The organism is Micromonospora sp. LZ34, assembly GCF_052981855.1.
This window is the reverse complement of sequence record NZ_JBRIQN010000005.1, coordinates 100,690-119,985: the sequence shown is the minus strand read 5'-3', so window position 1 is coordinate 119,985 and position 19,296 is coordinate 100,690. Positions and strand designations below refer to the sequence as shown.

General features: G+C 74.8%; 16 protein-coding genes. 9 read left to right on the top strand and 7 right to left on the bottom strand.

The annotated features are described in order from the left end of the window. Positions 1-33: 33 nt before the first annotated feature. Positions 34-948 (bottom strand): AraC family transcriptional regulator, encoded by a 915-nt coding sequence (locus tag ACVCAH_RS08240; protein WP_447135449.1) that lies wholly within the window; start codon positions 946-948, stop codon positions 34-36. Between the two features lie 83 nt (positions 949-1,031). Between ACVCAH_RS08240 and ACVCAH_RS08235 the strand changes: the two genes are divergently transcribed. Beyond that, the gene (locus tag ACVCAH_RS08235) at positions 1,032-1,997 is read left to right on the top strand and encodes an SDR family NAD(P)-dependent oxidoreductase (RefSeq protein WP_447135448.1); all 966 of its coding nucleotides are present in this window, start codon (positions 1,032-1,034) and stop codon (positions 1,995-1,997) included. A gap of 22 nt (positions 1,998-2,019) precedes the next feature. Here the strand turns inward: ACVCAH_RS08235 and ACVCAH_RS08230 are convergent, their stop codons facing one another. Then, on the bottom strand, positions 2,020-3,858 hold the full coding sequence (locus ACVCAH_RS08230) for a hypothetical protein (protein WP_447135608.1): 1,839 nt from the start codon (positions 3,856-3,858) through the stop codon (positions 2,020-2,022). A gap of 104 nt (positions 3,859-3,962) precedes the next feature. On the opposite strand from ACVCAH_RS08230, the gene ACVCAH_RS08225 reads away from it, so the two are divergent. Both ACVCAH_RS08225 and ACVCAH_RS08220 read left to right on the top strand, forming a co-directional pair. Further along, a complete protein-coding gene (locus ACVCAH_RS08225) occupies positions 3,963-5,270 on the top strand; it encodes an outer membrane protein assembly factor BamB family protein (RefSeq protein WP_447135447.1) in 1,308 nt (435 codons plus the stop codon). Further along, positions 5,267-6,562, top strand: a complete 1,296-nt coding sequence (locus ACVCAH_RS08220) for an outer membrane protein assembly factor BamB family protein (RefSeq protein ID WP_447135446.1) — start codon at positions 5,267-5,269, stop codon at positions 6,560-6,562. The genes ACVCAH_RS08225 and ACVCAH_RS08220 overlap by 4 nt, the downstream gene beginning before the upstream one ends. 1 nt (position 6,563) lies before the next feature. On the opposite strand, the gene ACVCAH_RS08215 is transcribed toward ACVCAH_RS08220, so the two are convergent. Then, positions 6,564-7,157, bottom strand: a complete 594-nt coding sequence (locus ACVCAH_RS08215; RefSeq protein ID WP_447135445.1) for a peptidase C39 family protein — start codon at positions 7,155-7,157, stop codon at positions 6,564-6,566. 813 nt (positions 7,158-7,970) lie between these two features. Here ACVCAH_RS08215 and ACVCAH_RS08210 point away from each other — a divergent pair. The 4 genes from ACVCAH_RS08210 (at position 7,971) to ACVCAH_RS08195 (ending at position 10,899) form a co-directional block, all read left to right on the top strand. Next, positions 7,971-8,639 (top strand): response regulator transcription factor, encoded by a 669-nt coding sequence (locus ACVCAH_RS08210; RefSeq protein WP_447135444.1) that lies wholly within the window; start codon positions 7,971-7,973, stop codon positions 8,637-8,639. 76 nt (positions 8,640-8,715) lie between these two features. Further along, positions 8,716-9,912 carry a sensor histidine kinase gene (locus ACVCAH_RS08205; protein ID WP_447135443.1) on the top strand — a complete coding sequence of 399 codons (1,197 nt, stop codon included), beginning with the start codon at positions 8,716-8,718 and terminating at the stop codon, positions 9,910-9,912. Between the two features lie 154 nt (positions 9,913-10,066). Continuing rightward, positions 10,067-10,474, top strand: coding sequence for a VOC family protein (locus ACVCAH_RS08200; protein ID WP_447135442.1), 408 nt, complete (start codon positions 10,067-10,069; stop codon positions 10,472-10,474). Next, positions 10,471-10,899, top strand: coding sequence for a VOC family protein (locus ACVCAH_RS08195; RefSeq protein WP_447135441.1), 429 nt, complete (start codon positions 10,471-10,473; stop codon positions 10,897-10,899). Before ACVCAH_RS08200 ends, ACVCAH_RS08195 begins: the two co-directional genes overlap by 4 nt. A gap of 61 nt (positions 10,900-10,960) precedes the next feature. Here the strand turns inward: ACVCAH_RS08195 and ACVCAH_RS08190 are convergent, their stop codons facing one another. From ACVCAH_RS08190 to ACVCAH_RS08175, 4 genes are all read right to left on the bottom strand, one after another. Next, complete coding sequence (locus tag ACVCAH_RS08190) at positions 10,961-11,785, bottom strand: hypothetical protein (RefSeq protein WP_447135440.1); 825 nt, start codon at positions 11,783-11,785, stop codon at positions 10,961-10,963. Between the two features lie 161 nt (positions 11,786-11,946). Beyond that, positions 11,947-14,016 carry a 3-hydroxyacyl-CoA dehydrogenase NAD-binding domain-containing protein gene (locus ACVCAH_RS08185; protein WP_447135439.1) on the bottom strand — a complete coding sequence of 690 codons (2,070 nt, stop codon included), beginning with the start codon at positions 14,014-14,016 and terminating at the stop codon, positions 11,947-11,949. After that, complete coding sequence (locus ACVCAH_RS08180) at positions 14,013-15,233, bottom strand: thiolase family protein (protein WP_447135438.1); 1,221 nt, start codon at positions 15,231-15,233, stop codon at positions 14,013-14,015. Before ACVCAH_RS08180 ends, ACVCAH_RS08185 begins: the two co-directional genes overlap by 4 nt. A 272-nt stretch (positions 15,234-15,505) precedes the next feature. After that, positions 15,506-16,834 (bottom strand): ribonuclease D, encoded by a 1,329-nt coding sequence (locus tag ACVCAH_RS08175; protein WP_447135437.1) that lies wholly within the window; start codon positions 16,832-16,834, stop codon positions 15,506-15,508. A gap of 209 nt (positions 16,835-17,043) precedes the next feature. On the opposite strand from ACVCAH_RS08175, the gene ACVCAH_RS08170 reads away from it, so the two are divergent. Beyond that, positions 17,044-18,366, top strand: coding sequence for a trypsin-like peptidase domain-containing protein (locus ACVCAH_RS08170; protein WP_447135607.1), 1,323 nt, complete (start codon positions 17,044-17,046; stop codon positions 18,364-18,366). 83 nt (positions 18,367-18,449) lie between these two features. Further along, complete coding sequence (locus tag ACVCAH_RS08165; RefSeq protein ID WP_447135436.1) at positions 18,450-19,265, top strand: hypothetical protein; 816 nt, start codon at positions 18,450-18,452, stop codon at positions 19,263-19,265. The last annotated feature ends 31 nt before the right edge of the window (positions 19,266-19,296 follow it).

Sequence of the window (19,296 nt, the reverse complement as noted above, 5' to 3'; positions counted from 1 at the left end):
GGCGCCGTCGACGGGGCCCGCCCGGGCGGGGATTCAGCCCGGCCCTGCCACCTGACTGCGGTAGGCGCGCGGCGTGCGGCCGGTGGTGCGTTTGAAGGCGACGCTGAGCGCGCTCTCCGAGCCGTACCCGACGGACCGGGCGATGCTGGCCAGGGTCTGGCCGCCGCGCCGGATCCGGTCGGCGGCGAGTTCGATCCGCCATTCGGTGAGGTACTCCAGCGGGCCCTTGCCGACCGCCTCCTTGAACCGGGCCGCCAGCGTGGACCGCGAGACGGCGGCGGTCCGGGCCAGCTCCGCCACGGTCCACGGGTGGGCCGGCTTGTCGTGCATCGCCCGCAGCGCGGCGGCGACCGCCGGATCGGCCAGGCCGGCCAGCCAGCCCGAGCGGCCACCACCGTCGCGGGCGAGGTGCAGGCGCAGGATCCGGATCAGCATGACCAGGGCGAGGTGCTCGGCGACGAGGGTTGCCCCCACCGGCCTCCGCCGCAGCTCGGTGTCGATCTCGCCGACGGCCCAGCGCACGGCGGCGGCCTCCGGTGTGCCGGCGGGCACGTGGATGACCGGTGGCAGGTTGTCCAGCAGCAGGGCGCGGGCCCGGTCGGCGAAGGAGAAGGCGCCGCCGATGAGGAGCACCTCGTCGCCGTCGCCGGCGCGGGCCACCCCGTCGACGGCCGCGGCGAAGACGGGCTGCGCCGGCTCGGCCGGCAGGTCCGGATCGCTGGCGAGGGTGAACACCCGGGGCCGGGTCAGCAGGAAGCAGTCTCCCTCGGCCAGGCGGACGGCGGGCAGGCCGTCCACCCGGAGCCAGCAGCGACCACGCAGGACGGCGATGAACTTGGCCCCGGCCGGTGGTGGGAACCGTAGTGCCCATCGCCCACCCGCGGACAAACCGGATGACACCTGACTCGCCGGGGCGAGCAGCGCCAGCACGTCCTCCAAGGGGTCCACGCGGCACCTCCTGGACGCACGCTAAAGAGTGACGGATTCCAGACTATAGGCAGTCCAGGGCTGACGATCCTAGCGTTGCCCCTATGACAACCACCGCACGCCTGACCACCCCGTTCACCGCCCGCACCAACGCGGCCGAGATCCTCGACGGCGTCGACCTCGCCGGCCGCGGGATGATCGTCACCGGCGGCGCCTCCGGCATCGGCGTGGAGACCGTGCGCGCCCTGGCCGGGGCAGGGGCGGAGGTCACGGTGGCCACCCGCAACCCGGCCAGCGCCGACGCCGTGGTGGCCGAGTTCGCCGGCCCTGGCCCAGGCAGCGTCCGGGCCGCCGCCCTCGACCTGGCCGACCTGGCCTCGGTCGACGCCTTCGTAGCGGCCTGGGACGGCCCGCTGCACTCCCTGATCGCCAACGCCGGGATCATGGCGATCCCGACCCGCCAGCTCACCGCCGAGGGCTGGGAACTCCAGCTCGCCACCAACTACCTCGGTCACTTCGCGCTCGCCCGCGGCCTGCGCGGCAACCTGCGCGCCGCCGGCTCCGCCCGGGTGGTGATCGTCAGCTCCGGAGCCCATCTGCGCGAGGCGTTCGACTTCGACGACCCGCAGTTCGAGCGGCAGCCATACGACCCGTGGTCGGCGTACGGTCGGTCGAAAACCGCAGACGTGCTGCTCGCCACGGGTATCGCTCGGCGCTGGGCCGCCGACGGCATCACCGCCAACGCCCTCAACCCCGGCTACATCAACACCAACCTGCAGCGCCACATGGACGACGACACGTTGCGGGCGTTCGGGGTGCTGGACGAGGCGGGTAACCGGGTCGATCTTCCCTACTACAAGACGCCCGCCCAGGGCGCGGCGACCTCGGTGCTGCTGGCCGCGTCGCCGCTGCTCGAGGGCGTCACCGGCCGCTACTTCGACGACAACCAGGAGGCGGAGGTGGTGGTCGGCGGTCCGGAGGCCACCGGCGGGGTGGCCGCCCACGCCATGGACCCGGCCGCCGCCGACCGGCTCTGGGGCTACGCCGAGCAGACCCTGACGTCCCGCTGAGCGCCCGGAGCACGCTCGGGCGTCAGGGCACCAGCGCCCGCACGTCCCAGAGCCACACGTCGTCGACCCGCTGCGGCGGGCCGAGCAGCGCGGTCATCAGCTCGCGCAGCACCGCCTCGCGCGGGTGCGCGCCCAGCACCACCACCGACGCCTTCCAGAAGCGCAGGTCCTCGATCGCCTGGCGGCGGTTCTCCTCACTCAGCGCCGGCACCGCTCCGTTGTCCATGGTGGAGTAGATCAGGGTGCTGGTGGGCCGGTTCGGCGCGCCGAAGACGCCCTCGCCCAGCTCGTTCGGGCCGATGAAGTAGCCGCCGGGAACGGGGAAGGCGTGCTGGGTCAGCGCGCTCCAGCGCAGCGTGGGCAGGCCGTGCACGTTGCTCGGGATCGGCACCGGCACCAGGGTCCGGCCGGCCGGCACGTACGGGCGCCAGCCGCCGGCGGTGATGAAGTGCGGCGGTGGGTCGATCGGCTGCGCCGGCAGCGGGCGGGGGAAGAGCGGCAGCATGGCCAGCGCGATGGCGGCGTACCCGATCGGCCGGATCCAGCGGCGGCGCGGCCGGGGCGGGGCGTCCGCCTCGGCGGTGCGCTGCGCGGGCACCGGCGGGCGGCCCGCGCCGGCCGCCGCGTCCCAGGCCAGCGCGAGCAGCACGCCGACCGCGGCCACCACCACCAGGGCCAACCGGGTCGGCATCATCATCTCGACCAGCGGCAGGTCGTCGGGGACGTGGGCCCAGGGCCCGTCGGTCGCGGTCTCCACCCCGTTGAGCCGCACCTTGGGGCCGATCGAGGCCACCGCGAAGACCACCACCAGCACGGCGAGGATCCGGGCGGCGAGCGAGCGGCGGACCAGCAGCACCAGCGCCACCACCGCCAGCAGCACCAGCGGCCAGCCGAACCAGGTGTTCTGCTCGGTCAGCCCGATGGTCTGCTCCACCGCCTCGTCACCGGCGACGGTGTCCCGGGCGAAGGTGACGAACGCGGCGAGGTCCTCGCCCCAGTTGTGGAACACCCCGCCCTGCAGCCCCCGGTAGGACTGCGGGCCGTTGAACTGGAACCAGATCGGGTAGGCGGTGAGCAGCAGCGCCAACCCGCCGCCGACGCCGAGCGCGGCGGCGAAGGCGCCGGCCTGCCGCCACGCCGCGCGCGGTCGCATGACGGCGTACGCCACCACGACGACCAGGCAGGCCAGCGCGGTGAGCAGCAGCATCTCCTCGTTGATGAAGATCTGGTACGCCACCAGCAGGCCGAGCAGCACGCCGTCGCGCCGCCAGCGGCCCGGCTCGCCCAGCCGCAGCACCCGCACCACGATCAGCGGCAGCAGGAAGTTGGAGACGAAGTTCGGCTGGCCGTTGGCGTGGTGCACGATGCCGGGTGCGAAGCCGAGGAAGGCGCCGCCGACGAAGGCCGCCGCGCGCGAGCGCACCAGGTGCCGGGAGAGCATCCAGTACGACGTGCCGGCGGTCGCCGCCAGCGCGGCGCCCAGGTAGAGCGCGTACATGACCTGCGGGCCGAGCAGCATGGTCAGCGGCGCCAGCGGCAGCGTCACCCCGAGCAGCGAGGTGTTCGCCATCATGTTCACCCCGTCCGGGGCGTTCTGGCGGGTGGTGAAGAGCGGGTTCTCCAGGTGCCGCACCGAGTACGCGCCGTGCGAGAAGAGCCACTCGAACCAGCTGTGGTCGGTGGGCAGGTGCGACGACACCCGGTGCTGCACGTCCACCCAGTAGTTCAGGCAGACGAGGACGCCGAGCGCGACGTATGCGGCGACGGCCAGCACGTCGGCGCGGGCCGGCCGCCGGCGGAGCCGCCGCGACGGCTGCGCCACCACGGGTTCGGCAACGGGGGTCGGTGCGGGGTCTACCATCGGCGCAGCCACGACGCGCCATCGTACAGGCGGGATGCGTCGCATTTGCCGGCCCGGTGCGGCCACGGCCGGTTGCCGGGCGGGCGTGGCCGGGGGAGGACGACGTGACGCTGATCGACCTCGGTGAACTGCGCGACCGGCCCGAGCCCGAGCGGATCGCCGGGCCCCGCCGCCCCCGGCCGGCCGGTCGTCCACTCCGGAGCGTCCTGGTGCTGGCGGCGGTCCTGGTGACCGTGGCCGCCGCCGCGCCACCGCCCGGTCGGGTCGCCGCCGACGTGCCCGGCTCCGCCGCCGACGCCTTCCTCGCCGACGACCGGCTCTACCTGGCCCAACCGGCCGAGGGCGTCACCGACGGCACCCGGGACCTGGTCGCCTACCCGCTGCCCGACCGGGCGACGACCACCCCGCAGCGGCCCACCCCGCTGTGGCGGGTGCCGGTGCCGGGAGCCGGGCAGTTCTGGGGAATCCAGGAGAGCCACGGGGCGGTGCTGCTCTCCGTCGCCGGGCTCAACGGTTTCCAGGGCGGCGACACGTTGGTGTTCGAGCCCGACACCGGGCGACTGCGGTGGCGTCAGCCCGGCCTGGCCCGGCTGGACGCCGCCGGGCGGCTGCTGCTGGAGACCGCCGGAGTCGACGGCCCCGGCACCGTCCGGTCGGTGGACCTGGCCTCGGGGCGGGCGCTGTGGTCGCTGTCGGTCCCCGCGGAGGGGGCGCACTACCGGGGGCGCGACGGCCTGATCGAGCAGCTCGTGGTGGTCACGGCCGGTGGCGCGGTCGAGGTGTACGACGCCGGCACCGGCACCCTGCTGCGCCGCGGCGAGCTGCCCTCCGGCGGGCCGCCCGGCACGACGTACACGCAGCTGGTGGAGGACCTGCTGCTGGTGATCGATCGGCAGTCCGGTCGGCTGACCGGGTACGAGCTGGACGGGCTGCGGCGGCGCTGGGAGGTGGAGCTGCCGCTGGTGGCGTACGTCTACCTGTGCGGGGAGCTGCTCTGCGCCGCTGGCCGGAGCGGTGGAACCAGGGCGTTGGATGCGGCCACCGGCCAGGTCCGGTGGACCAGTGCGACCTGGACCGGTCTGTTGCCGGGGCGGGGCGGCCTGCTGCTCGGGTTGGCGACGACCGGGTCCGGTGGGGACCGGGTGGTGGTGGTCGACGTGACGACCGGCCGGGAGCTCGCCGACCTCGGTGCCTGGCAGCTGGTGTCGGCGCGCTCGGCCGACGACCGGATCGTCGGGACCCGGCCGATGCCCGGCGGCGGGGTGCTGGTCGCCGAACTGGACGTCACCACGGGCCGGGCCCGGGGGCACGACGTGCTCCGGGACGCGTCGGGGGACTGCCAGGTCGACCGGGAGATGCTGGTCTGCCGGCGGCAGGGTGGCGGCTTCGTGGTGCGGCGGCTGGCGGGATGACCGGCGAGGTGGTGATCGAGCTGGGTGAGCGGCCGCGCGGCCCCGAGCCCGAGCCCGGGTCGACCGCCCGCCGCCCCCGGCCGGCCCGCTGGTGGCGGGTGGCACTGCCGGTGCTGCTCGCGCTGGGCACCCTCGCCGGCGGCGGGCCCCCGCCGGCCGGCCCGCCGATGCTGACGGTGCCCGCGACCGGTCCCGCGGATTTCCTCCTGTTCGGTGACCAGCTACTGGTCCTGCAGGGGCTGATGCCGGCCGACAGCGGTGCCCGGGAACTCGTCGCGTACCGGCTGCCGAGTGGGGAACCGCTCTGGCGCCGGCAACTGCCGGACGACGACGTTCCGATGGGGCTGACCGTGCACGGCGACCTGCTCCTGGTCACCACCTCGTCGCCCGACGGTGACCACCCGGTCACCAGCGCGCTCGCACTGAACAGCGGCGAGCTGCGGTGGCACCGGCCGGGTCGGGCCCTGCCCGTGGTGGACGGCGGGGTGCTGCTGGAGACGCACCGGGCGGGACCGGGTCACGAGGTGCGGGCCGTTGACGTGGCCACCGGCGCACCGGGCTGGTCCGTGCCGGTGGCCGAGGGCTTCGCCGTCTACCGGTACACCGGCGGGGTCGTCGACCTGGTCGCCTCGGTCACGCCCGGAGGCCGGGTGCAGCTGCACGACCCCCGCACCGGCGCCCGGCTCGCCGGGGTCGACCTGCCGGAGATCGGGCACGTCGCGAACCGCTACCTGGAGCTGGTCGGGGACGTGCTGTTGGTGGGCGACGGGACGGGCGGGATCGCCGGCTACGACGCGGCTTCGCTGCGCCGGCGCTGGGTGCTGCCACCCGGCTCGGAGGTCGGCTGGGCCAGCCGGTGCGGAGCGGGGATCTGCCTGCACCGGCCGGAGGGCGGCGTGCGGATGGTCGACCCGGAGACCGGCCGGACCCGCTGGGCGGACCTGCGCTGGTCGAACGTGGCGGCGGTCGGCGACCGACTGCTCGCGGACGCCGGCCGACCGGACGACCGGGAGGACCGACCCCTGGCGGTGCTCGACCCGGCCACCGGCCAGGTGCTGGGTGAGCTGGGCCGCTGGCAGGTGATCTGGGAGTGGCCGACCGGCCGGCCGCGCTACGGGCTGCGCCGGCTCGCCGACGGGCGGGCGCTCCTCGCCGAACTGGACGTGGCCGAGGCGCGGACCGAGGTGCTGGCCGTGCTGCCCGGGTGGGCGCGGCGGTGCGCCTCGCAGGCCGGCGCGCTGGTGTGCCAGGAACCGGGAGGCACGCTGCGGGTGTGGCAACTGCCCCGCTGAATCACCAGTTCGCCTGCGCCGGGGCTGGCGGCAGCGGCACCCCGGGGGGCCGGACGACGTACGCCACGCCGCCGCTGCCGCCCTGCCAGGCGGCCTCGAACCGGTCCCGGTCCACGGTGCGGCGCACCCCCTCGTCGTCCGGGGCGTACGGGTCGTTGAGCACCGGGTCGCCGTCGGCGGTGAAGCCGACCAGCACCATCAGGTGTCCCCGGGTGTCGTAGTCCAGCCCGGGCACCTCGCCGACCCGGAAGGCGGCGGAGACGACCAGCGGGATGCCGGCGGCGACGAACGCCTCCGCCTCGGTGAGCGAGCGCAGCCGGGTGACGAAGGCGTCCATCCCGTACAGGCCGGCGTAGGCGGTGTTGAACGGCCAGTTCCCGGCGCCGGCGTAGGCGTGGTCGTAGCAGTGCCGGGCGGCGTGCACCACCACCGGCCGGGGGCCGGGCGGGCGCACCCAGGCGTACCGCTCGGGCGCCGGGGCGGCGCCCCAGAAGGCGAGCACCATCGAGGTGCAGGTGGGGCTGCACCAGGAGTCGCCGCCGCCACCCCACTGCGGGTGCTCGCCGGCGTGCAGCCGCTGCGAGTACCGGGGCACGTCCAGCACGGTGCCCCAGCCGGGCCGTGGGCCGGGCGCGCCGGCCGCCGGCCGGGCCACCGCGACCGGGCGGGCGCCGTCCGGCTGCCCCGGCGCGTCCGGACCGCCGGCCGGGGGCCGGGCCGCCGCGACGACCGGCCGGCCGGCCCGAGGCGACCGCGCCGACGGAGCGCAGCACCGGGCCCGGCTCGGTGCCGGCCGGCCGGAGCAGGGTCACCCGGGCCTGCCAGCCGGTGACCGTCGCCCCGGTCACCACGAGCGTGTCCGTGTCGACCCGGGCGTCTGTGTCGCCCTGACCGGGCACCGAGGTACGCCGCAGCGTCGCGTCGTCGGCCGCCCAGTCGGCGAGCAGGTACCAGCCGGTGGCCGGTCCGTCGTCGTGCCAGCCGCGCAGCTCGATCCGGAGCCAGCAGCCGGGCGGGGTGTCCGCGGTCCAGGACGGCACCACCTCGTGCACGGCGAAGCCCACCCGCACGGGCGGGGAGGTCCAGCTTCCGTGCTCGTGCACCGCGACCGTGCCGTCGGCGAGCGGGTGCTCCCGCCGGCCGGCCGGTTCGGCCAGCACCAGGCCCCGGGTGTCCGCGCGCACCCCGGCCGCCGTCCCGCCGGCCAGGTCGCCGGGCAGCCGGAAGCCCCGGTAGGCGATGTCCCGCCCCGCGTCGGTCATGACAGGTCCGTCCGTTCCGTAGGTTCCCGCCGGAAGCATCGCGTACGACGAAGGTTTCCTGCAATGGCGGTCGACCGGGACGGCGCGGGACGCTGGTTTGGCGGTCGGCACTAGGTTGTCGGGTGGTCAGGGCGAGGAGGGCCGGGATGCGGGTGCTGGTGGTCGAGGACGAGCGGAACCTCGCGGACGCGATCGCGCGCGGGCTGCGCAAGCGCGGCATGGCGGTGGACGTCGCCTACGACGGCGACAGCGGCCACGAACTGGCCTTCGTCACCCGCTACGACGTGGTGGTGCTCGACCGTGACCTGCCGGGCATCCACGGCGACCGGATCTGCGCCGACCTGGCCGCCTCGGGCGCGCTGACCCGGGTGCTGATGCTGACCGCCAGCGGCACGGTGGCCGACCGGGTCGAGGGGTTGCAGCTCGGCGCCGACGACTACCTGCCCAAGCCGTTCGCCTTCGACGAGCTGGTGGCCCGGGTGCAGGCGCTCGGCCGGCGAGCCACCCCGGCCGCGCCGCCGGTGCTGTCCCTGGCCGACCTGGTGCTCGACCCGGCCCGCCGGGTGGCCACCCGGGGCGGCGTGCCGGTCGACCTCACCAACAAGGAGTTCGGCGTGCTCTGCGAACTGCTCAAGGCGCGCGGCGCGGTGGTCTCCAGCGAGGAGCTGCTGGAGCGGGTCTGGGACGCCAACACCGACCCGTTCACCACCATCGTCCGGGTCACCGTGATGACCCTGCGCAAGAAGCTGGGCGACCCGCCGCTGATCGAGACGGTGGTCGGCGCCGGCTATCGCACGGCCGAGGTGGAGGCATGAGCGAGCGCAGCGAGCGAATCATCAAACTCGGCGCGACGGTGCCTCATGACGGCACGGAGCGCAGCGGAGTGCCGGCATGAGCCGGCGCCCGCGCCTGCGGCCCACCCTGCGGCTGCGGCTCACCCTGCTCAACGGCGTGCTGCTGGTCGGGGCGGGCGCGATCCTGGTGCTGCTGGCCTGGCTGCTGGTCCGCGACGCGCTGCGGCCGACCGACGAGCTGCTGCCCGGCACCACCGTGGTGCTGGCCGACGGGCGGGCGCTGGACGCGGCGCAGTGGCAGCGGCAGCTGGTCGACTCCGCCTCCGCGGAGCTGCTGGCCAAGGGGCTGGTCGCGCTGCTGGCGATCAGCGTGGTCGGGGTGGCCGGGGCGTACGCGGTCGCCGGGCGGGCACTGCGGCCGCTGCACCAGGTCACCGCCACCGCCCAGCGGCTCGGTGAGGCCACGCTGGACCAGCGGATCGGCTACTCGGGCGCGGACGACGAGGTGGCCGAGCTGGCCAAGACGTTCGACGACATGCTGGACCGGATCGCGGCCGCGTTCGAAGCGCAGCGGCGGTTCGTCGCGAACGCCTCGCACGAGCTGCGGACCCCCCTCGCGGTGATGCGGACCGAGATCGACGTGACGCTCAGCGACGACGAGGCGGACATCGCCGAATACCGCCGGATGGCCACCGTGGTCCGGGACGCCTCCGAGCGGGCCAACGGGCTGGTCGACGCGCTGCTGGTGCTGGCCCGCAGCGAGGCGCAGGCCGGCCGGCGGCTCGGCCGGCGCACCGAGTGCGACCTCGCCGCCGGCACCGCCAACGCCCTGTCGGCGGTACGCCGGGAGGTGGAGCGGATCGGGCTGCGGGTGCAGACCTCGCTGGAGTCGGCGCCGGTGGTCGGCGATCCCGGGCTGCTGGACCGGCTGGCCGGCAACCTGGTCGAGAACGCGGTCCGCTACAACCACCTGCACGGCCGGCTCTGGGTGCGGACCGGCACCGACGGATGCCGGTCCTGGCTGGTGGTGGGGAACACCGGGTTCGAGGTGGATCCGGCCGACGTGCCCGGGCTGTTCGAGCCGTTCCGCCGCGGCGGCCGGGAACGCACGGGCGCGCGCGGATCCGGCCTGGGGCTCTCCATCGTCCGCGCGGTCTGCGACGCGCACGGCGGGACCGTGCAGGCCGTTGCCCAGCCGGGCGGCGGCCTGGAGGTGACCGTGACGCTGCCGGCGGCGGACGCGGCCCCGGCGGTCACCGCCGAGGAACACGCCGGGCCGGCGGGGGACCGCTGAGGGGTTGCGGCCGGCGCGGGCGGCTGGAAAGATCACGTCGTCAGGCTGGGATCGGAGGGGGGTGCGTCGAATGTCCATCGTCATGACGTCCGCGCCCCGTCTCGCCGGCTGACGCTCACGCACCCGGGGCGCCTCGATCACGGAGGCTTCACCCGTGTTTCCACGGATCTACAACATCAGTTTCGACTGCCACGACACCTACGCCCTCGCCGGCTTCTGGTCGGCCGTGCTCGGCTACGCCCGGCACGCCGACGACGCCCCCGGTGACCCGGAGGCGGTGCTGCTGCCACCGGACGGCGCAGGCCCGCACGTGTTCTTCCAGCAGGTCCCCGAGACGAAGGCGGCCAAGAACCGGGTGCACGTCTGCCTGGAGCCGGCCGGCCGGACCCGGGACCAGGAGGTCGACCGGGTGCTCGGGCTCGGCGCGGTCCTGCTGGACGACCGGCGGCGCGCCGACGGCTCGGGCTGGGTGGTGCTCGCCGACCCGGAGGGCAACGAGTTCTGCGTCCTGCGCGGTGCGGCGGAGCGGGCAGGAACGTCCGACCTGGAGGAACAGCAGTGAGCGCACGCATCCACAACATCGGCATCGACTGCCGCGACACCTACGCCCTGGCCGGCTTCTGGGCGCAGGTCTTCGAGTGCCCCCGCCAGCCCGACGACTTCCCCGGTGACCCCGAGGCGATGCTGCTGCCGCCGGGTGGGCCGGAGATCCTCTTCCTGGCCGTCCCCGAGGACAAGGCGGTGAAGAACCGCCTGCACCTCGATCTGGAGCCGACGGACCGGACCCGGGACGAGGAGGTCGAGCGGCTGCTCGGCATCGGCGCCGTCCAGGTCGCCGACCAGCGCCGGGCCGACGGCTCCGGCTGGGTGGTGCTCGCCGACCCGGAGGGCAACGAGTTCTGCGTGCTGCGCAGCGCCGCCGAGCGGGCCGCCGCGCCGGCGGCGCAGACCGCCGCCACCCCGGCGGGCGAGGCCCCGTCGGCCTGACCCCCGCGTGAAACGGGCCGGGCCCCCGCCACCGAGGTGGCGGGGGCCCGGCCCGTCGCGGTCAGGAGCGCTGCTCGATCTGGCCCCGGATGGTGGTGAACTCGGCCTTCGCCTTGTCGGCGGACGAGAAGTAGATCACCACCAGGCCGACGCTGCCCTTGTCGGCCCAGACGCAGACGCCGAGCTTCACGTCGTCGGCCTTGCCGTCACCGCAGCGGGCGTCGCCGCCGAGCGGACCCGGGTCGACGTCGGCCATGTTGGTCACGGCCAGCTCGGTGGAGAGGCCGGTGACCGCGTCCTGCAGCTCCTTCTTGGGGTCGGCCATCAGCCCGGACGCCGCGGCGATCATGACCAGGTCCTGCTTGGCCGGGTCGCCGTAGAAGGCGCCGACGGCGCTGGTCTCGTTCTGCACCGTCGACTTCATCTCGGTGACCATCGCGTCGGCCACCGACTTGAGTTCCGGGTCGGTGATCTGCGGGCGGCCGGCCAGGGTGGCCGGGGCGACCACCCGGGTCTTGGCGGCGTCGACGGTGTCGCCCACCTCGTCCTTGACGGCGAACCAGGTGATCGCCGCACCGCCGAGGCAGAGCACCAGCACCACGGCCAGCACGATCAGCACGATCTTGCCGGCGCTGGACTTCTTCTTCGCCGGCGGACCGGCGGGGACGTGCGGGTCGCCGTACGGCTGACCGGGCTGGTGCGGCGGGTACCCGCCGCTCTGCTGCTGCGGCGGGTATCCGCCGCTCTGCTGCTGCGGCGAGTAACCGCCGGGCTGCTGTGGGGGCGGGTAACCGCCGGGCTGCTGCGGCGCGGGGTAGCCCCCGGGCCGCTGCGGCGGCGGGTACGAGCCGTGGTCCGGGTAGGGATTGGCCGGCGGCTGGGACATCAGTCAGCTCCAGGTGAAAGTCGATGACCTGGCGATCCTAGTCATGCCGATCAAGAAACCGCTGCCCGGCCGGGACGGGGGCCAGATGGCGATCGCGGTGGCCGGGAGCGGGTCCGGAGTGGACCCGCCCGGCCACCGCGATCGCGGGGGAGTGGGGTGGATCAGGCGGGCAGGCTGGCAGCCCCGCGCGGCAGGAACCGCCGACCGGTGACCCGCTCGCTGGTGCCGGTGCGGTCCAGGTACGGCGTCACGCCGCCCAGGTGGAACGGCCAGCCGGCACCGAGGATCATGCACAGGTCGATGTCCTGCGCCTCGGCCACCACGCCCTCGTCGAGCATCAGCCGGATCTCCTGCGCCAGCGCGTCCAGCGCGTTCTGCCGTACCTGCTCGGCGGTGAGCGGCTGGTCGCCGACCACCAGCAGCTTCGCGACCTCGGCGTTGACCTCGTCGTCGACCACGATCGGCTGGCCGGAGTCGGCGATCCGCTTGAGGTTCTCGCTGACCCCGAACCGGTCCGGGAACGCGGCGTGCAGCGTCCCGCCCACGTGGTACGCGACCGCCGGGCCGACCAGCTGGAGCAGGGCGAGCGGGCGCATCGGCAGGCCCAGCGGGTCCAGCGCGCTGTTCGCCACGTCCAGTGGGGTGCCCTGGTCGACGGCCGCGAAGACCGTGCCGAGGAAGCGGGTGAGCAGCCGGTTGACCACGAACGCCGGGGCGTCCTTGACCAGCACCGAGGACTTCCTCAGCTGCTTGCCCACCGCGAACGCGGTGGCCAGGGTGGCGTCGTCGGTCCGCTCGCCCCGGACGATCTCCAGCAGCGGCATCATCGCGACCGGGTTGAAGAAGTGGAAGCCGACCACCCGCTCCGGGTGCGCCAGCTCGGCGGCCATCGCGGTGACCGACAGCGACGAGGTGTTCGTCGCCAGCACCGCCTCCGGCTTGACGATCTTCTCCAGCTCGGCCCAGACCTGCTTCTTGACGTCGAGGTCCTCGAAGACGGCCTCGATGACGAAGTCGGCGTCGGCGAAGACGGACTTGTCGGCCGCGCCGCTGACCAGGCCGTACAGCTTGGCGGCGGTGCCCTTGTCCATCCGGCCCTTGCTGACGGCCTTCTCGATCTGGGTGTGCACGTACCCGACGCCCTTGTCCACCCGGGCCTGGTCCAGGTCGGTCATCACGACCGGCACCTGGAGTCGGCGGGCGAAGAGCAGGGCGAGCTGGCTGGCCATCAGGCCGGCGCCGACGATGCCCACCTTGGTGACCGGGCGGGCCAGCCCCTTGTCCGGCGCGCCGGCCGGCCGCTTGGCCCGCCGCTGCACCAGGTCGAACGCGTACAGCCCGCTGCGCAACTCCTCGCTGAAGATGAGGTCCGCGAGGGCCTCGTCCTCGGCGGCGGTGCCGGCGGCGAAGTCCGCGTCCTTGGCGGTGTCCAGCAGGTCCAGCGCCTTGTACGCGGCCGGGACCGCGCCGTGCAGCCGCTGGTCCAGGGTCTGCCGGGCGAAGTAGAGAACCCCGGCCCACATGTCCCGGTCGACCTCGGGCCGGGTCACGGTGATCTCACCGCGCACCACGCCGGCGGCCCATTCCAGCGACCGCTCCAGGAAGTCCGCCGGCTCCAGCAGCACGTCGGCGATGCCCAGCTCGGCGGCCTGCTTCGGCTTGAGCATCTTGTTCTGCATCAGCGGGTTCTGGATGATCACCTGGGTGGCGGCCGGGATGCCGATCAGGTTCGGCAGCAGCTGGGTGCCGCCCCAGCCGGGCACCAGGCCGAGCGAGACCTCGGGCAGGGCCAGCGCCGCGGCGCCGCCGGAGAGGGTCCGGTAGTGGCAGTGCAGGGCCAGTTCCAGGCCGCCGCCCATCGCCGCGCCGTTGACGAACGCGAAGGTCGGGATCGCGCTGTCCTTGAGCCGCGCGAAGACCCGGTGGCCGAGCCGGCCGATCTCCAGCGCCTGCGCGCGGTCGGCGAGCTGCGGCAGGCCGGTGATGTCCGCGCCGACGCAGAAGACGTACGGCTTGCCGGTGACCGCGATGAACGCCGGGTTCGCCGCCAGGGCGGCCGTGATCGCCTCGTCCAGGCTGGTCAGGCCGCCCGGGCCGAAGGTGTTCGGCTTGGTGTGGTCGAAGCCGTTGTCCAGCGTGATCAGGGCGGCCGGGCGGTCCAGCCCGGGCACGTTCACCTGGCGCAGCAGCGCCTTGGTGACCACCTCGTTCGGTGCGGCGAGCGCGCTCACTTGTTCCCCTCCCCCTGAGCCGGCTTGCCGGACTCCGTCCAGTGGGGGTTCTCCCAGATGACCGTGCCGCCCATGCCGATGCCGATGCACATGGCAGTGAGGCCGTAGCGGACCTCGGGGTGCTCGGCGAACTGCCGGGCCAGCTGGGTCATCAGCCGCACGCCCGAGGAGGCCAGCGGGTGGCCGATGGCGATCGCGCCGCCCCACGGGTTGACCCGCGGGTCGTCGTCGGCGATGCCGAAGTGGTCGAGGAAGGCGAGCACCTGCACGGCGAACGCCTCGTTCAGCTCGAACAGGCCGATGTCGTCGATGGACAGGCCGGCGATGCGCAGCGCCTTCTCGGTCGACGGGATCGGGCCGACGCCCATCACCTCGGGCTCGACCCCGACGAAGCCGTACGACACCAGTCGCATGGCGACCGGCAGGCCCAGCTCGCGGGCGGTCTCCTCGGCGGCCAGCAGGCTGGCGGTGGCGCCGTCGTTCAGGCCGGCCGCGTTGCCCGCGGTCACCTTGCCGTGCGGGCGGAACGGGGTCTTCAGGGTGGCGAGCTTCTCCAGCGAGGTGTCCCGCGGCGCCTCGTCCACGGTGGCCAGGCCCCAGCCGCCGTCGGCGTCCCGGATCGCCACCGGCACCAGGTCGTCCTGGAGCTTGCCGTTGGCGTACGCCTTCGCGGTCTTCTGCTGCGAGGCGAGCGCGAACGCGTCGGTGCGCTCCTTGGTGATGTGCGGGACCCGGTCGTGCAGGTTCTCCGCGGTCGCGCCCATGACCAGCGCGGACGGGTCGACCAGCTTCTCGGCGATGATCCGCGGGTTCGGGTCGACGCCCTCGCCCATCGGGTGGCGGCCCATGTGCTCCACGCCGCCGGCGATGGCGATGTCGTAGGCGCCCATGGCGATACCGCCGGCGACGGTGGTCACCGCGGTCATCGCGCCGGCGCACATCCGGTCGATCGCGAAGCCGGGGACGGTCTTGGGCAGGCCGGCCAGCAGGGCCGCGGTCCGGCCGATGGTGAGGCCCTGGTCGCCGATCTGGGTGGTGGCGGCGATCGCGACCTCCTCGACCCGCTCCGGCGGCAGCTGCGGGTTGCGGCGCAGCAGCTCGCGGATGCAGCGGATCACCAGGTCGTCGGCGCGGGTGTTGGCGTACATGCCACCCGCCTTGCCGAACGGGGTGCGGACGCCGTCGACGAAGACGACATCCCGAACTTCACGGGGCACTTGAGCCTCCTTTTCGACCATGCTTCGGCCTCCGCGCCGACAGGCGGCAGCACGGACCGAATGAAGGTCGCCGGCACGGGCGTGGTTCCTCGGATGCTACTCGTCAGTAACCAAACCCGACACCACCCCCCGTGTGGCCCACCCCACACCCGCGGCTCGCCCCGCCGTCCCGACCCCTCCGGCGCGTTGATCACGAAGTTGTCGCCGCGACCCGCCGGGCGGGCTGACGACAACTTCATGATCAACAGCCCGGGCCGGGACCCGGCCGGAGGTCAGGGGGTGGGGGTTGGGTCCCGGAGGGCTTCGGCAAGGGCGGGGAGCAGGAGGCGGAGCTGCCACTCGCGGGCGTTGAAGCCGCGCAGCGTGTCCGCCACCGTGTGCTCGGTGACCTCCTCCGGCGGCACCCAGGCCAGCCGGCGGACCGAGTCGGGGGCGATCAGGTTCTCCGGCGGCAGGTTGTGCTCGCCGGCGATCCGGGTCACCACCTCCCGGCAGCGGACCAGCCGGCCCGCGGCCACCGGGTCCCGTTCCGCCCAGCGGTGCGGCGGCGGTGGCCCCTCGGCCGCCGGCGCCACCGGCAGCGCGTCGTCCGGCAGTTGGCGGGCGTCGTCCAGCGCCGCCAGCCAGGTGCGGGCCAGCCGGCGTACCGAGCGGCCGCCGAAGCCGGGCAGGGTGAGCAGGGTCTGCTCGTCCTTCGGGTCCAGTTCGGCGGCGGCGATGATCGCCGAGTCCGGCAGCACCCGGCCCGGGGCGGCGTCCCGCCGGGCCGCGATCTGGTCCCGGGCGTACCACATCGAGCGGACCCGGGCCTGCGCCCGCGCCCCGCGTACCCGGTGGATGCCGGAGGTGCGCCGCCAGGGCTCGGCCCGCACCCGCGGCGGCCGGGCGCCCGTCCGGACCAGCGCGGCGAACTCCTCCGCCGCCCACTCGCTCTTGCCCTGGCGGGTCAGCTCCTCGTCGAGCGCGTCGCGCAGGTCGGTCAGCAGTTCCACGTCGAGCGCGGCGTAGGTCAGCCAGGACTCCGGCAGCGGCCGGGTCGACCAGTCGGCTGCCGAATGATGCTTCTCCAGGCTGAATCCGAGTAGCTGCTCGGTCAGCGCGGCCAGGCCGACCCGCTCGAATCCGGCCAGCCGGGCGGCCAGTTCCGTGTCGAAGAGCCGGCGCGGACGCAACCCGAGCTCGGCCAGGCAGGGCAGGTCCTGGCTGGCCGCGTGCAGCACCCACTCGGCCTCGCCGATGGCCTCGTCGAGGGCGGTCAGGTCGGGCAGCGGCAACGGGTCGATCAGCGTCGTGCCGGCGCCGGTGCGGCGCAGCTGGACCAGGTAGGCGCGTTGGCTGTAGCGGTAGCCCGAGGCGCGCTCGGCGTCCAGGGCGACCGGGCCGGTGCCCGCCGCGAGACGGGCCACGACCTCGTCAAGTTCGCTCGGCGTGGCCACCGGCTCGGGCGTGCCCTCGCGCGGGGCGGTCAGCGGTACGGGCCCGCCGGCGGTCGCGTCGTCTCCCGCGTCCGCCGGCTCCGGCCGGGCCGACGGCGGGTCGTGCGGTGCGTTTCCCGTACGGCTTTCGGCGGCCCGACGGCGCAGGGGTGGTTCGTCGGTCACCTGACAACCCTAGTGCGCCGCCGGATTGCGCGGGTGCAGCCGGGGTCCGGCGCGTGTCGGTCGGGTGACCCGGAGGTGTCCCGACGGGCCGGACATCGGGGAAGACAAACCCCGATCGCGCAGGTACGGTCCATCCGGCCGGCCCGCGGGTGCACGTTCCCGGCGGGGCGGCGGCCACCGGGGGCGTCTATGGGGAGGGCGTGGCGAACATGACTGCGGGCTACGGGTCGGGGGGCACCGACGCGGCTCCGGCGGGCGACGGCTCGGGCGGCGCACCGCCGGACGGGGTCTACGGCCGGCCGGGCCCACTGCCGCCCCGGGTCGAACCGCCCCGACCGCCCGCCGCGGCGTACCCGTCGGGCCAGCCGGCCGCGTGGTCCCCGCCGCAGCAGGCACAGTGGGGCCAGACCCCCGCCGCGCCGCCGGCCGCCGGCCCGACCTACCCGCCCGCCGCCGCGCCCGGCTATCCGCCGGCCGCCGGCCCCGGCACGTCGCCGGCCGCGGGCCCCGGGACCTCGCCGGTCGCCGCGCCCGGTCAGCCGCCGGCGCCGACCTATCCACCCGCCGGCCCGGGCCACCCGCCCGCCGCCGGACCGGCCTACCCGCCGGCGGCCGGGCCGAGCTACCCGCCGGCGGCCGGGCCGAGCTACCCGCCGGCCGCCGGGCCGAGCTACCCGCCGGCCGGATCGTCGGGCGTCCCGACCGTCGGCGGCGATTCCTGGTCGGGAGCCGGGCCGGCGCCGGCCGCGCCCCGCCGCGGTCGCTGGCGCACCGTCGCGGGTGCGGTGCTGGTGGCCGTGCTGGCCGTGGCGACCATCGTGCAGGCGATCCAGATCCAATTGCTCTCCGACCGGCTCGACGACACCGGCCGCCGGCTGGACGCCGCCCAGGCCGCCGATGGTGCCCGGCTCGACGGGCTGGAGCAGCGGGCGGGGGCGCTGGAGAAGCAGGCCGGGGCCGCGTTCAACCCGGAGGCCGTGGCCAGCGCCGTGCTGCCCAGCGTCTTCCGGGTCCGGGCCGGTCAGTTCACCGGCACCGCGTTCGCCGTGGGCAAGCCGGCCGCCGGGGGCGGTACGAACCTGTTCACCAACTTCCACGTGGTCGAGGCGGTCTGGGACAGCGGCGGCCGGGAGGTCTTCCTGGAGCGCACCGACCAGAGGTTCCCCGCCACCATCGTCAAGGTCGACGAGGCCAACGACATCGCCCACCTGCGCGCCACCGGCAAGTTCACCGGGCTGGTGGCCGCGTCCGCCCCGGTGAAGTCCGGCCAGCAGATCGTCGTGGTGGGCGCGCCGCTCGGCCTGGAGGACAGCGTCACCACCGGCGTGGTCAGCGCCCTCCGCAAGGCCGAGGGCGGTGAACCGCCGGCGATCCAGTTCGACGCGCCGATCAATCCCGGCAACTCCGGCGGTCCGGTGATCAACGGCAGCAAGCAGGTGGTCGGCATCGCCACCGCCAAGGCCCGCGACGCCGAGGGGATCGGCCTCGCCGTGCCGATCAAGATCGCCTGCGACGGCTTCAAGATCTGCTGACCCCCGGTCAGCCGCTGACCTGTACCGACCCGGTCCGGCGGGCCGACCCTGCCCCGGACCACGCCCTTGGAGGAAGAGAAGAGATGTCCCAGCCACCGACCGGGCCGGGCGGCTACCCGCCGCCGTACCCGCCGCAGCCGCCGGCCGCGCCCGGTCAGCCGCCCGCGGGCGGCACCGTGTACGGCGCCGCTCAGCCTGCGCCGCAGCAGTACGGGGGCGGACAGCCGGCCGGTCCCGGTGTCCCGCAGTCCGCACCGCCCGCCGAGTCCGCCACCACGCCCTTCCCGACCGGCTACGCCCCGGCGGGCGCTGCCGCGCCCTACGGCGGCCCGGTCTCCGCGCCGCCGACCGCCGGCCCGGCGTACGGCCAGCCGATGTCCGCGCCGCCCATGTCGGCGCCGCCGATGTCGGGGCCGCCGATGTCGGGGCCGCCGATGTCCGGTCCGCCCGGTTCGGTGCCGCCGTACGGCGTCGCGCCGGCCGCCGGCAAGGGGCGGAGCGTGCTGATCCTGGCCGTGGTGGCCGGCCTGCTCTTCGTCCTCGGCGGGGTGATGACCGGCCTCTTCGTCACCACCAGCGGCGAACTGGACCGCACCGAGAAGCAGATGGCCAGCCAGGTCAGCGAGCGGGACGGCACCATCGCGGCGAACGCCAAGGAGATCGAGAAGCTCAAGGCCGACCTGCAGGGCGTGCAGGACAAGCTGGCCGACACCGAGCAGGACCTCACCGGCACCCGCAACGACCGCGACGAGCAGGCCCGGCAGAAGAAGGTCATCGCCACCTGCCTGGACAAGCTCACCACCGCGCTGAACGCGGCCGCCGCCGGCAACCGCAGCGCGTTCGACAAGGCCAGCAAGGGCCTGGACAAGGTCTGCAACGAGGCCGAGGACTACCTCTGACCCACCCCGACAGGTCGGTCATCGGGTCGGG